The organism is Deinococcus phoenicis (genome assembly GCF_000599865.1).
GTDB classification, from domain to species: domain Bacteria; phylum Deinococcota; class Deinococci; order Deinococcales; family Deinococcaceae; genus Deinococcus; species Deinococcus phoenicis.
Genome location: NZ_JHAC01000018.1, coordinates 48,075 through 59,912 on the forward strand (window position 1 = coordinate 48,075; position 11,838 = coordinate 59,912).

The 11,838-nt window shown below is 68.6% G+C and carries 11 protein-coding genes, 2 tRNA genes and 1 other RNA gene; 4 read left to right on the plus strand and 10 right to left on the minus strand.

The window, feature by feature from the left end:
- Positions 1-41 precede the first annotated feature (41 nt).
- Positions 42-126, plus strand: a tRNA-Leu gene (locus DEIPH_RS06320).
- A 309-nt stretch (positions 127-435) separates the two neighbouring features.
- On the opposite strand, the gene DEIPH_RS06325 is transcribed toward DEIPH_RS06320, so the two are convergent.
- Entirely contained in the window at positions 436-1,599 is a 1,164-nt protein-coding gene (locus DEIPH_RS06325; protein ID WP_034355584.1) for a glycosyltransferase family 4 protein, read from the minus strand.
- A gap of 72 nt (positions 1,600-1,671) precedes the next feature.
- Here DEIPH_RS06325 and hisA point away from each other — a divergent pair, with 72 nt between their 5' ends.
- Complete coding sequence (hisA, locus tag DEIPH_RS06330; protein ID WP_034355587.1) at positions 1,672-2,400, plus strand: 1-(5-phosphoribosyl)-5-[(5-phosphoribosylamino)methylideneamino]imidazole-4-carboxamide isomerase; 729 nt, start codon at positions 1,672-1,674, stop codon at positions 2,398-2,400.
- A 53-nt stretch (positions 2,401-2,453) separates the two neighbouring features.
- On the opposite strand, the gene DEIPH_RS06335 is transcribed toward hisA, so the two are convergent.
- Positions 2,454-3,488 (minus strand): response regulator, encoded by a 1,035-nt coding sequence (locus DEIPH_RS06335; RefSeq protein WP_034355589.1) that lies wholly within the window; start codon positions 3,486-3,488, stop codon positions 2,454-2,456.
- A gap of 84 nt (positions 3,489-3,572) precedes the next feature.
- On the opposite strand from DEIPH_RS06335, the gene DEIPH_RS06340 reads away from it, so the two are divergent.
- Positions 3,573-5,084 (plus strand): amidohydrolase, encoded by a 1,512-nt coding sequence (locus DEIPH_RS06340; RefSeq protein WP_034355592.1) that lies wholly within the window; start codon positions 3,573-3,575, stop codon positions 5,082-5,084.
- A gap of 22 nt (positions 5,085-5,106) precedes the next feature.
- Here DEIPH_RS06340 and DEIPH_RS06345 read toward each other — a convergent pair whose 3' ends face one another.
- The 4 genes from DEIPH_RS06345 to DEIPH_RS06360 form a co-directional block, all read right to left on the minus strand.
- Complete coding sequence (locus DEIPH_RS06345; protein WP_034355594.1) at positions 5,107-5,529, minus strand: hypothetical protein; 423 nt, start codon at positions 5,527-5,529, stop codon at positions 5,107-5,109.
- Positions 5,530-5,633: 104 nt separating this feature from the next.
- Positions 5,634-6,368, minus strand: coding sequence for a YebC/PmpR family DNA-binding transcriptional regulator (locus DEIPH_RS06350; RefSeq protein ID WP_034355598.1), 735 nt, complete (start codon positions 6,366-6,368; stop codon positions 5,634-5,636).
- 126 nt (positions 6,369-6,494) lie between these two features.
- On the minus strand, positions 6,495-7,097 hold the full coding sequence (locus DEIPH_RS06355; protein ID WP_235183183.1) for a GNAT family N-acetyltransferase: 603 nt from the start codon (positions 7,095-7,097) through the stop codon (positions 6,495-6,497).
- Between the two features lie 28 nt (positions 7,098-7,125).
- Positions 7,126-7,845 carry a carbonic anhydrase gene (locus DEIPH_RS06360; protein WP_034355602.1) on the minus strand — a complete coding sequence of 240 codons (720 nt, stop codon included), beginning with the start codon at positions 7,843-7,845 and terminating at the stop codon, positions 7,126-7,128.
- Between the two features lie 40 nt (positions 7,846-7,885).
- On the opposite strand from DEIPH_RS06360, the gene DEIPH_RS06365 reads away from it, so the two are divergent.
- Positions 7,886-8,257: a hypothetical protein gene (locus DEIPH_RS06365; protein WP_034355604.1), complete on the plus strand. Its 372-nt coding sequence runs from the start codon at positions 7,886-7,888 to the stop codon at positions 8,255-8,257.
- A gap of 194 nt (positions 8,258-8,451) precedes the next feature.
- Here the strand turns inward: DEIPH_RS06365 and ffs are convergent.
- The 4 genes from ffs to DEIPH_RS06380 form a co-directional block, all read right to left on the minus strand.
- An RNA gene (ffs, locus tag DEIPH_RS19195) (signal recognition particle sRNA small type) lies at positions 8,452-8,550 on the minus strand.
- A gap of 106 nt (positions 8,551-8,656) precedes the next feature.
- A tRNA-Leu gene (locus DEIPH_RS06370) sits at positions 8,657-8,741 on the minus strand.
- Between the two features lie 89 nt (positions 8,742-8,830).
- Entirely contained in the window at positions 8,831-10,525 is a 1,695-nt protein-coding gene (locus DEIPH_RS06375) for a dynamin family protein (protein WP_034355607.1), read from the minus strand.
- A 62-nt stretch (positions 10,526-10,587) separates the two neighbouring features.
- Positions 10,588-11,457 carry a type II secretion system protein gene (locus DEIPH_RS06380; RefSeq protein WP_034355610.1) on the minus strand — a complete coding sequence of 290 codons (870 nt, stop codon included), beginning with the start codon at positions 11,455-11,457 and terminating at the stop codon, positions 10,588-10,590.
- Positions 11,458-11,838 lie beyond the last annotated feature (381 nt).

The following is an 11,838-nucleotide window of genomic DNA, read 5'->3' on the forward strand; positions in this document are numbered from 1 at the left end:
CCCTGAAACGCGCTCCTGCGCGGGCGCACATACCAGAGGTTGCCGAGGTGGCGGAATTGGTAGACGCACTAGTTTCAGGGACTAGCGCCGCGAGGCGTGTGGGTTCAAGTCCCATCCTCGGCACCACAGCACAAGGCCCCCGCGAAGGTTGCGGGGGCTTTTGCCTTTGGGTCTGCCGTCTGGGGTGCGCCGTCGTCACCACGGGTTCTCCCGCAGCTTCCTAGAGCATTTGTCAAAAAGAGACCTTCTTTTTGACCGAGCGGGCGGGCAGGCGTCCTCAAGGGCGTCCGTTCTGCCCAAGACAGCGAGTGAAAGAGGAAGAGCGTTTGGGAGAATGGAACCGTTGGAGGCGCTTTCTCTCCAACGGTGTAATTCGGACAAATGCTCTAAGGCCATGCGGCTCAGACAGGTTCGGGGATCTGTCCCGGCATGGCCCTACCGTGAAAAGCGGCTGCGGGTGCGTCCCCGCGCCACTGTCCGCGCGTAGACCTCCTCCAGCGCGGCGGCGCGGGTCGGCAGGTCGTACTGGACCGCACTGGCGCGTGCCCCGGCCTGCAAGGCGGGCAGGCGGGCCGGGTCCAGCACGTCCAGCAGCCCGGCGGCCAGCCCTTCGGGCGCAGCGTCCGTCACCGTGCCGTTCAGGCCCTCCTGCACCAGATCGAGGGCGGCGGGGCTGCGGGCGGCGACCAGCGGGGCACCGGCGGCCAGCGCCTCGATCATGCTCATGGGCAGCACCTCGCTGGTGCTGGCGGTCATGAAGGCGTCGGCGGCGGCCAGGGCTTCCGGCACGCGGGCGTAGGGGACCGGGCCAGTGAAGGTGACGCCCTGCGGCGCTCCCGCCTGCGCCTCCTGCCGGCTGGGGCCGTCGCCCACCACCAGCAGGCGCAGGTCCGGGCGCGAGGCCTGCGCCTGGGCAAAGGCCCGCAGCATCACTTCCAGATTCTTCTCGGGGGCCAGGCGGCCCAGGTACATGACGAGCGGCACGTCCTGCGGCACGCCGTACTCGGCGCGGAAGGCCTGGCCCCGCGCCTGCCGGAAGGCCGCCAGGTCCACCGGATTGGGAAACAGCCCCACCTCGCCCCCGAAGCCGTATTCGCGCAGCATCTCGACCATCGCGCGGCCCGGGGCCAGCACCGTGTCCACCCGCCGCGCGAAGGCGGCCACGTGGGGGCGCAGCATCGCGCGCCCCACCCGCTTCGGCATGGGCGCGTAGTGCAGGTACTGGTCGTACTGGGTGTGCGCCGTGAAGACCACCGGGGCGTTCGCCAGCCGCGACCACGTCAGGGCCAGCCGTCCGGCCAGAAAGGGGTGCATGGTGTGCAGCACGTCCAGATCGCGCAGCGGCAGCCGCGAGGTCAGCAGCGGCCCCGGGGCCAGCATCACCGGGTAGTCGGCGGGGGCACCCAGCGCCCGCGCGCCCGCAAAGGAACTGTTCAGGCGGTAGACGCCGTCCTCGTGCGCGGGTTCCTGCGGGTGGCGCGGCGCGAAGATGCGGACCTCGTGGCCGAGCGCGCGCAGGCCGCGTGCATACAGCGCCGTACTGGTGGCGACGCCGTTGCGGGACGGCAGGTAGGTGGCGGTGACGATCCCGATACGCACGACCCCCGGAGTCTACCCTCCTCCCCGCCCGGCAGGCCCGACCCACGGGCGGCAGGCCGCTATCCTGCCCGCATGACCGGCACGCCCCTGGCCTCCCTTCCCCTGATCATCCCGTGCGTGGACATCCAGTCGGGCCGCGCCGTGCGCCTGTACGAGGGGGACCCCGACCGCGAGACGGTGTACTTCGAGTCGCCGCTGGCCGCCGCGCGCCACTGGGCCGGGCTGGGCGCACCGCTGGTGCATCTGGTGGACCTCGATGCCGCCACCGGACGCGGCGAGAACCGCCGGGTGATCCGGCAGATCACCGCCGAGCTGGGTGTGCCCACCGAGGTGGGCGGCGGCATCCGGGACCGCGAGACGGCGGAGGAGTTGCTGCGGGCGGGCGTGGAGCGGGTGGTGATCGGTACCGCCGCCGTGAAGGACCCGGAACTGGTGCGCACCCTGATCGCCGCCCACGGCCCCGAACGGGTGGTCGTCAGCCTCGACGCGCGTGGTCTGGAAGTCGCCACCCACGGCTGGGCCGAGGGCAGCGGCGTGAGCGTCGCGGAACTCACGCCCGCCCTAGCCGATGCGGGCCTGGAAACCTTGATCTTTACCGACGTGACCCGCGACGGCACCCTGAGGGGCCTGGACCGCGCCCTGATGCGGCAGGTGCGCCAGCTCTGGACCAATACCCTGATCGTGGGCGGCGGCGTCGCCAACGAGGCCGACGTGCGGCTGCTCGCCGAGGAGGGCATCCACGGGGCCATCGTGGGCCGCGCGATCTACGAGGGCACGCTGGCCTATCCGGTCTTGCTCTGAGCGGATGGGCAACGGCCCCACCCGCCCAGTCCCACCCGCTCAGTCCCAGCCGCTCAATCCAGGTCCACGGCCCACCACGCTTCGCGCTGGGCGGCCAGACGGGCGCGGGGGTCGCCGATCGTGTCCAGTGCCCGCGTCAGGCCCTGCCAGTCGAGTTCGCTCATGGGGTCGAGCGCCAGCGCCCGCTGGTGGAAGGTGGCGGCGTCCTTGGCGCGGCCCGCCTGGGTGGCGGCCTGTGCGGCCAGCCCCAGCACGCTCAGTTGCTTTTGCTCCAGGCGCGAGCGCACGTCGTCCACCCAGGGGCTGTCGGCTCCGGGCAGAAAGTGGCCGTACAGGCCGGTCAGTTCGCGCAGTTCCTCCAGCCCCAGCGCGCCCTGCTCGGCCTGCGCGGCCAGCAGCTCGAAGCGGGCCACGTCATAGTCGGGGCGCAGGTCGGCGGCCAGCGCATACCGGCGGTTGGTGCTGATGACCGCCTCGCCGCTCAGGCTGCGGCGCAAGCGGTGCAGGGTGGTGTGGAAAAGGCTGCTGGCCCGCGCCTCGTCCTTTTCCGGCCAGAGCGCCTCGGCGGCCTCCCAGGAGGTGACTTCCTTGTGTTCCAGCAGGTAGAAGAACAGCTCCAGCGCCTTGCGTGACACCCAGGACACGGGCGTGCCCTGCCACACGACCTGCGCCGTCCCCAGCCCCCGCGCCGACATGCCGCTCTCGCCCTGGAGGGTCAGGCCCGCGCGGCGCAACCTCGCGTCCACGGCGGTCGTCAGGTCCTGCGGCGTGAAGGGCTTGGGCAGGTAGTCGTCCGCACCCAGGTTCATGCCCCGGCGCACGTCGTCACGCTCGGCGTGGCTGGAAAGCAGCACGAAGGGCAGCGCGCCCAGCTTCTCGTGGTCGCGCACCTTTTCCAGAAACTCCAGGCCGGTCATGTACGGCATCACCACGTCGCTGATGACCAGATCGGGCGTGAACACCTGAAGCAGATCGAGGGCCTCGACCGGGTGGCTGCTGGTGCGGACCTCGTGCCCGGCGCGGCTGAGGATCACGCTGATGAGTTTGAGGATGGCGGCGTCGTCATCCACGACAAGGATGCGCGGCATAGGCGCAGTCTAGCAGCGCCCTGAGAAGGGCGAGTACGAAACTTCACCCTCCCTTCAGGCTGCGGCTGGCTTAGGCTGAGGGGCATGACTCTCCCGCCCGGCACTGACCTGACCGTGATTCACGCGACCACCCTCACCCTCGACGATGCCCGTCCCCAGGCGGAGGCGGTGCTCGTCGGCGGCGGGCGGGTGCTGGCGGCCGGAAGCCGCGAGGAGGTCCGCGCCCAGGCCCCCCGCGCCCGTGTCCTTGATCACCGTGACCTCACCCTGACGCCGGGGCTGGCCGAGGCGCACATTCACCTCGTCGCCTACGGCTTCTCGCTCTCGGAACTCAACCTGCACGGCGCGCGCAGCGTGTCCGAGGTGCAGGCGCGGGTGGCGCAGCGGGCCAGCACCCTGCCCGCCGGGACCTGGATTCGCGGCGGCGGGTTCCTGCTGAGCGAACTGGGCCTGGGCGACTATCCGACCGCCGCCCTGCTGGACGAGGTCAGCCCCCACCACCCCGTCTTGCTGTACTCGCGCGACCTGCACCTGAGCTGGGCCAACGCGCTGGCGCTGCGGCTCTCGGGCGTGACCCCGGACACCCCCGACCCCGAGGGCGGGAAGATCGTGCGTCCCCTGGGCACGCTGCTGGAAAGCGCCAGCGCCCTGGTCACCCGCGTCATGCCCGTTCCCAGTGAGGCCGAGTTCCTGGCGGCGGCCAGAACCGGGGCGGACGACCTCGCCGCGCGGGGCTACGTCAGCGCGCACACCATGGCCTTCGAGGCCCCGGAAGCGCCGCGTGCCCTCCAGACCCTCGCGGCGCGGGGAGAACTGCCGCTGAGAATCTGGGCCACCCTGCCGCACGCCCGCCTCCCGCACGCCCGCGAGCTGGGCCTGGGCCTCAATCCCGGCGGCCTCTTCCAGTGGGGCGGCGTGAAGTTCTTCGCGGACGGGGCGCTGGGCAGCCGCACGGCCTGGCTGCACGCCCCCGGCTTCGCGGACGGCAGCGGCACCGGAATGCCCCTCGACCCGCCCGAGCTGATCCGCGAGCTGGGCGCCGAGGCGCTGCGCCTGGGCCTGACGCCCGTCACGCACGCGATCGGGGACCGCGCGAATACCGAGGTGCTGGACGCCTATGACGCCCTGCGCCCCCTCGCCGCCGAGAAGGGGGTGCGCCTGCGGATCGAACACGCCCAGCATCTGCGCCCGGAAGACATCACCCGTTTCCGGGGCCTCACGGTCAGCGCGCAGCCCATTCACCTCCAGGCGGACGGCGCGATGATCCGCGAGCTGCTGCCGCACCTGACAGAGACCAGTTACGCCTTCCGCTCACTGCGGGACGCCGGGGCGGTCCTGGCCTTCGGGTCCGATGCCCCGGTCGCGCCGCCCGAGTACCGCGCCAACTTCGCCGCGGCCATGACCCGCGTGGACGACACGGGCCACCGCCTCGCGCCGCGGGAGGCCCTGACGGAGCAGGACGTGCTCTGGGCACATACCCGAGGCCCCGCCCTCGCCGCCGGGTGGGACGACGAGGGAATCATCCGGCCCGGAGCGCGCGCCGCCTTTACGCTGTGGGACCGCGTGGGCGGGAACGCGCGGGCACTGATGCTGTAGGGGGCAGGAAGAACCCCGGGCGTCAGCCGTCCGGCAGATCGCCGGGGTTGTAGGGCGCGAAGTTCCGCCAGGGAAACCCCAACCCCTCGGTGATCCAGCGCCTGTACGCTCGTCGGAGCCTGGGCGTGAAAACCAGCCAGGAGGCCCGTCCACCCCGGCAGTGGAAGGTCAGGGAGTCGAAGATGCACTGCTCAACTATGTCGTTGAAGGGTTTGAGCCGTTCATCGTCCGGGCAGTAGTACTGTTCCAGTAGGGCAACCATCTGCGCGAGCGGGACGGTCTCGCCGTGGGCGACCATTCGTTGAAGGTGATGGAGGACGGGCAGCAGGGCGAGTCCGGACGGCCCATGCCGCCCCACGATGGGGTTGAGTTCCCGCCGCAGTTCCGGGAAGGCATCCCCCACGTCTTTCAAAAAGGCGGCCATCCAGCGGTTGTTCAACCCCATGTCATCCCCACACGGGACAGGCGTGAGTCCTGAGCGGGCCGTTCCACCAGGCAGAGAGGCGGAGGCACCCGTTGGCCCTCCGCCCCTCTGCTCCGTCCCACCCTTTACGCCTCCACGTCCTCCGGCAATTCCGCGTTGGAATAGACGTTCTGCACGTCGTCGAGGTCTTCGAGCGAGTCGATCAGGGTCATGAGCTTGCGCACGTCGTCACCGCTCACGGCCACCGTGTTGGTGGGGATCATGGTGATCTGCCCGCTCTCGGCCCGGAAGCCGGCCGCCGCCAGCCCGTCCTGCACGGCATACAGATCGTTGGGGGCGGTGCTGATCTCCAGGCCGTCCTCCGATTCCTGCATGTCCTCCGCGCCGTGCTCGATGGCGGCTTCCTGGGCGGCCTCCGAGGCGTCGGGCAGCAGAATCACACCCTTTTTCTCGAACTGCCAGGCGACCGAGCCGCTGGTGCCCAGCGAGCCGCCGCGCTTGTTGAACACGGCGCGGATGTCGGCCACCGTGCGGTTCACGTTGTCGGTCAGCGTCTCGATGAAGATCGCGGTGCCGCCGGGGCCGTAGCCCTCGTAGGTGACTTCCTTGTATTCGGCGGCACCTTCTGCTGCCCCCACCGCACGCTTGATCGCGTTCTCGATGTTGTCGGCGGGGACGGTGTCGGCCTTGGCCGCCGCGATGGCGTTTTTCAGGCTGAGGTTGCCCGCCGGGTCGCCGCTCCCGCCCGACCGCACCGCCGCCTGAATCGCGCGGATGTGCTTGGAGTACATCGCGCTGCGCTTCTTGTCGTTCGCACCCTTCTTGCGCTTGATCTGCGCCCACTTGCTGTGACCGGCCATGTTCAGTGTCTCCTTACCGTAGAACCGCGCCCGCTGGGAAGCCGGGGGCGCGTGACGGCCAGCATTCTAACGCGCCGCGTCCGCCGCACTCTGGGCGTCCGGGAACGGGGGGAAAGGGGGGCCGCGTCAGTCCAGCAGCCCGATCTGTGCCCGCAGGGCGGAGGTGTCCACCCGGTCCGCCGTGATTTCCATGAACACGGTGTCGTACCGCTGCTCGCCCAGCCGGACGGTGCCGCTGCGCCGCCCGATCTCGCTGAAGCCGACCTTCTCATAGGCGCGGATGCCGCGCGTGTTGAAGGCAAAGACACTCAGCATGATGTTGTGCAGGCCGAGGTGGAACACACCGTACGCCACCATCAGCCGCACTGCTTCCGAGCCGAAGCCGCCGCTCCAGCAGGCGGGGTCGTGGATGCTGACGCCCAGTTCGGCGGTGCCGTGCCGGTGGTTGATGTTCCGCAGGTCGGTGCCGCCGATCAGCCGCCCGCTATCCCGCTCGTACACGCCGAACGTGACCTGTGCAGGCGTGCTGCGGCTGACGCTCTCGAAGTACGCCTGCTCGTCTTCCAGGCTGTAGGTCGCCCCGTGCCCCCCGAGGTAGGTGGTGAGTTCGAGATTCTGGAAATACCGCGCGAGTTCGGGAAGATCCTCCCGGCGGAGCCGCGCCAGCACGACGCGCTCGCCCGCGAGGACAGGGGCGGGGGGGGTGGGGTCCAGGGGAAGGCCGTTCACGGCGCTACTGTAACGAGTGACGAGGGCCTCAGGGCCGCAGGTCCTCTTCCTCGATCAGGAAGTCCACCGCGCCCGAGCCGATCTCGTAGAAGGCCCCGATCACGCGAATCTGGCCCCGGGCCTCGGCGGCCTGGATCACGGGCTGCTGGCGCAGGGCGGCCACCTGATGCCGGACGTTGTTCAGCACGGCCTCGCGCATCCGGGCCTTCTTGTCGCGGATGGGGGGAAGGTCGCGGACGCAGGGCTGGATGGCGGTGATCAGGTGGCGCAGGTTCTCGGGTTCGCGGGCGAGCTGGTCGGCGGGCAGCATCGCGGCGGCGACGGCCCCGCAGCCCTCGTGGCCCATCACGACGATCAGGCGCACGTCGAGGTGTTCGGTGGCGTACTCCAGCGACCCCAGCACGCCGCCCTCCACCACGTTGCCCGCCACCCGCACCACGAACAGGTCCCCGAGGCCCTGATCGAACACGATTTCCACCGGCACGCGGCTGTCGCTGCACGCCAGGACCGTCGCAAAGGGCGTCTGGCCCATGATCAGTGCGCGGCGCTGGTTGGCGTCCGCCTCGGGCCGGGTGGCCTGCCCGGAGAAGAAGCGGGCGTTGCCGTCCTTCAGCGCGCCGATGGCGTCTTCCGGCGAGGTCATCCGGGCAGGCCGCAGCTCGGCGATGTCCTGCATGCTGGCCCCCCGGCGGACCGCGTCGAGAATGCGCCGTTCGAGTTCGTTCGGGTCAAAGGGAGGTTGGGTCATGCCCGCCATGCTACTGGCCCGCGCCGCGTATCGTCGGGGTATGACCGACCCCACCACGGCCCCGCTCCTGGAGGAACTGCTGGAACGCTACGCTACCCTGCGCGACACCCTGCAAGGGCTGGAACTGGAACGTGACGAACTGGCCGCGCAGATCAAGGCGGCCCTGACTGCGGGCGAACAGGCCGAAACGGACCTGTACCGCGCCGACCTGAAGGTGTCGCGCCGCGTCGAGTACCCGCTCGACCGCTTCCGCGACGTGTTCGGGGACGCCGCCGCGCTGGAGGTCGCCACCATCGACCGCAAAAAGGCCGAGGCGCTGGCGAAATCCGGCGATCTGGACGGCGAGCGGCTGCGCGAGCTGGCGGTGGTCCGCGAGGTGCAGGCGCTGGTGCTGATTCCCAAGACCCGCTGAGCCGCACTGACCGGCCCCTCTCGCCTTCCCGACCCGGCCGCAGCTCTGGACTCTGACCGGTGAGCGAATCACCTGCGACACCTCCATGGTCACCGAGCAGGAACTGCGGGCCAGGCGGCCTCCGGTAATCCCGAACGGCTAACCTGCTGACGGGCCACGTGCAGAGGCAGCCCCGGTCCAGCCTCACAAAAAAAGCATTGCCGGGAAGCAACGGCACCCGGAAATCATCCCTTATGGCTGCTGCCTTCCGGCCCTGACCAGATTCAGGCGTTCCCGCTGCGTTGCGCCAGCAATGCGCCACGGAGTGTAGCACACGCCTCCGGCGGAAGGGGACGGGCGCGCCGTCCAGCGGGGGCAAAAAGCGCACCGCCGGAACCCTTCAGAGTTCCGGCGGCCCATTGGTGCTGGAGATGGGACTTGAACCCACACGCCTCGCGGCGCTAGCACCTCAAGCTAGTGCGTCTACCAATTCCGCCACCCCAGCAATGGTGAAGCGAAAGCAATGCTAAGGATAGAGGCGGCTCTTGTCAAGTTTTCCGGAGGTGCTGCGCGCCCGGCAGCCCGGAAAGCGGCCTAGCCGAGGGCCTTGACTTCCGTCTGCAAGGTTTCCAGGCGGGCACGCAGTTCGGCGGCGCGGGTCTGCGCACTTTCCAGCCGGGTCCGCTCCTGCTCGGTGAAGCGGGTATAGGGGCTGATCGCGTCGCGCAAGCGGGCGTCGGCGCGTTCCTGCTCGCGCTCGTACTCGCGGCGGATGATGCGTTCGAGCGCCTCCCGCAGCCCCTCGACCTTCTGACGCAGTTGCCGGTGGGCCTGAAGCCGTTTGTTGGGCAGCACGAACAGCCCCAAGCTGCCCAGCGTGAGGCCCGCCAGGATGCCGCCCGTGAAGTCCACGGCGCTCGCCCCGATCAGTGCCCCCAGCGTGGCCCCGATCCCGATGCCGCCCGCCAGACCGCCCACCGCACCCTTGAGGGCGTCTTCCGCGTCCCGCGAGAGCTGGCGGCCCAGTTCATGTTCGGTGGTCGCCTCCAGGTGTTCGCGGGCACTGCCGGCAATGCCCTCCAGCAGCGCGCCCCGGTCATAGGAAAAGCGCGTGCGGGCCACCTCGCTGCTGGGCTGGCGGTGGATCAGGAAGGCCTGCACGTCCTCCCAGAAGTGCAGGTTCGTCTCCACGAAACGGTCGATCATGCTGCCGAACTGCCGGTCGATGGCGCCAGGCAGGTCCGCGACGGCCTCGCGCCGGAACTGTTCTTCCAGTTCGCGGCTGTTCAGCAGGCCACGCAGGTTCCCGAAGCGCAGCTTGTCGTCGATGAAGCGGTCGGCGCGCACCTCGAACTCGCTGAGCAGGCGGCCCAGGCGGTTGAGCTGCCCGTCGAGTTCGCCCAGCATGGTCACGCCATGGCGTTCGCGCTGCGCTTCCAGGTCGCGCAGGATGCTCTGGTCCTCGGTGAGGGTCTTGCGGGCCGCCTCGGCGCGGGCCTCCTCGCCGCCCAGGATTTCCGCCGCCGTGCCCAGCGGGCTTTGCAGTTTCAGGCGGGTGCGCTCCGTTTCCGAGAGGCGCATCTTGAGCACCTCGCGCAGGGCGTAGAAGCCGGGGTCCCCTCCCCGCTGCTCGCCGCGCGCGCTGATCAGAAAGACCGGCGGCGTGAGGCCCAGCACGCCCCGCGCGCCCGTCTCCACGAACTCGCGCACCTGCTCGCGCTGCGCCTGCGTTTCCAGGAGGTCGGCCTTGTTCACCACCAGGATCACGCTGCGACCCCAGCGGGCGGCCAGAGCCAGGAACTGCCGCTCGGACTCCGTGAAGGGCCGGTCCGCCGAGGTCAGGAACAGCACCAGGTCGGCGCGGGGCAGGAAGCCCTCGGTCAGGGCCTGGTGCTGGCGGATAATCGCGTTGGTGCCCGGCGTGTCCACCAGCGCTACCCCCTCCAGGCTGGGCAGGGGATAGGTCAGGCGGCTCACGAAGGGATCGCGGGTGGGTTCCATCTGACCGGGCTGGTCGCCGTGGACCAGCACGTAGATGCGGTCGGTGGTGGGTGTCACGCCTTCGGGCAGGACGGATGCGCCCAGCAGGGCATTCACGAAACTGCTCTTGCCCGCGTTGAACTCGCCCACCACCACCAGCAGGAAACTCTCGTCCAGCGACCTGACCGCCTGCCGTGCATACTCGACGGCCCCCAGCGGTGCCCCCTGCGTTTCCAGAAACGCCTGAAGATCCGCGAGCAGCACGCGCTCCCGCGAGAGGAGGTCCTGAACCCGGTCGGAGACGAGCATGGGGGAAGTGTAGAGCCTCCACGCGGGCGGGCACGTGGAGGCTCAGGGATTGTTGAAGACGCTCAGTTGGCCGTAACTTTGCCCAGGTTGTTGGGGTAGACGGTGATGCTGTAAGTGCCTGTGCTGCCGGGCAGGCGCAGCGTGGTGCCGCCGGTCGTGCGGGTGGTGGCGAGGTTGAGGGTGACGCCGGTGACGGGATTGGTCGCTGTGGTTGTGGCCCCATTGGCTGCCGTATAGGTGAACATGGTGTAGGTGTTGGAGGATGTGGTGAAACCAGTCGTTGCCACTGTAGGGGCCACATAGTCCGCCAGAATTTGTGCATCACCTGTTGTGGGTGCTGTTGGGACAGCCGTCGCCGTGGAGCTTGGTGTGAACCCCGTGTACCAGTAGGCTTTGTATTGCACCAGAACCCAGGTTTCATCATTGGTGGTGTCTGCCCCGGGATTATTGCTGCCTGTTGTATTGCCAACCCAGACGCTCCGCTTTACGGGATAATAGGCAAGAAAGAGATAACAACCATCGTTTTGTGCCGCTGTTCCTCCGCTGGCTACAGCGCAGGCGGCGCCGGTCGTCTTTGGCGGAAGAATCAGGGCCAGAATGGGATCGTCACCCGTCTTCCAGGTTGATTTTCCCGAACGCGTTGTACCCGGTACCGGGTTTCGATAGGTTGGGGCTGCTGTGTTTCCCGCTGTTGAACTCAGCTCAATAGTTTGTGATACAGGCCAGACGTAAAATGCCTCGCGTAATTTTCCAGCGATCAGTTGCTGGGCGTTGAGTGTTTCCTGTTGTAAATCGGCCCGACTGCTGGACTGGGTGGAGACGCGGCCACCCTGGGTGAAGAAGTTCAGGAGTGCCGTGAGGACGATGCCTATAAGCGCCATGCCCACCAGGAGTTCAAGCAGGGTGAATCCGGCCTGAGCGTTACGGTTCATTGTGGCCTCAGGATATCAAGGGTCAGGGCCACGTCCTGCGTGCCGACGACCTGTGTATTGTTTGGTCCCGATGTGCCGGACTGTACGATCACTCGGCGCATGGTCGGAATGCTGGCAGGCGTGGTGGTCAGTGAATCGCCAGTCTGACTGCCGCACGTTGCTGTCGCTGCCACAACCTCCACGGGGTATTGGGTTGGAGTGCTGGTACTGGCGAGTACTACATTACTCAGTGAGATAGGCGATGCTCGAGAATTTAGATTGATGAATTTGACCGTATAGCCACCGGGAACGCTTAGACCTGGGGCGCAGGCACTGTTGTAACGCCGTTTAGGGCCTGGGGCTTGCGGGGCAAAAATAGCGTGCTGAGCGCATAAAAAGAGG

Coding starts and splice junctions, on each gene's coding strand:
- DEIPH_RS06340 (WP_034355592.1), top strand. CDS start 3,573: ATGACTCTCCCGCCCGGCACTGACCTGACCGTGATTCACGCGACCACC.
- DEIPH_RS06335 (WP_034355589.1), bottom strand. CDS start 3,488: ATGCCGCGCATCCTTGTCGTGGATGACGACGCCGCCATCCTCAAACTC.
- DEIPH_RS06365 (WP_034355604.1), top strand. CDS start 7,886: ATGACCGACCCCACCACGGCCCCGCTCCTGGAGGAACTGCTGGAACGC.
- DEIPH_RS06345 (WP_034355594.1), bottom strand. CDS start 5,529: ATGGGGTTGAACAACCGCTGGATGGCCGCCTTTTTGAAAGACGTGGGG.
- DEIPH_RS06380 (WP_034355610.1), bottom strand. CDS start 11,457: ATGAACCGTAACGCTCAGGCCGGATTCACCCTGCTTGAACTCCTGGTG.
- DEIPH_RS06360 (WP_034355602.1), bottom strand. CDS start 7,845: ATGACCCAACCTCCCTTTGACCCGAACGAACTCGAACGGCGCATTCTC.
- DEIPH_RS06350 (WP_034355598.1), bottom strand. CDS start 6,368: ATGGCCGGTCACAGCAAGTGGGCGCAGATCAAGCGCAAGAAGGGTGCG.
- hisA (WP_034355587.1), top strand. CDS start 1,672: ATGACCGGCACGCCCCTGGCCTCCCTTCCCCTGATCATCCCGTGCGTG.
- DEIPH_RS06375 (WP_034355607.1), bottom strand. CDS start 10,525: ATGCTCGTCTCCGACCGGGTTCAGGACCTCCTCTCGCGGGAGCGCGTG.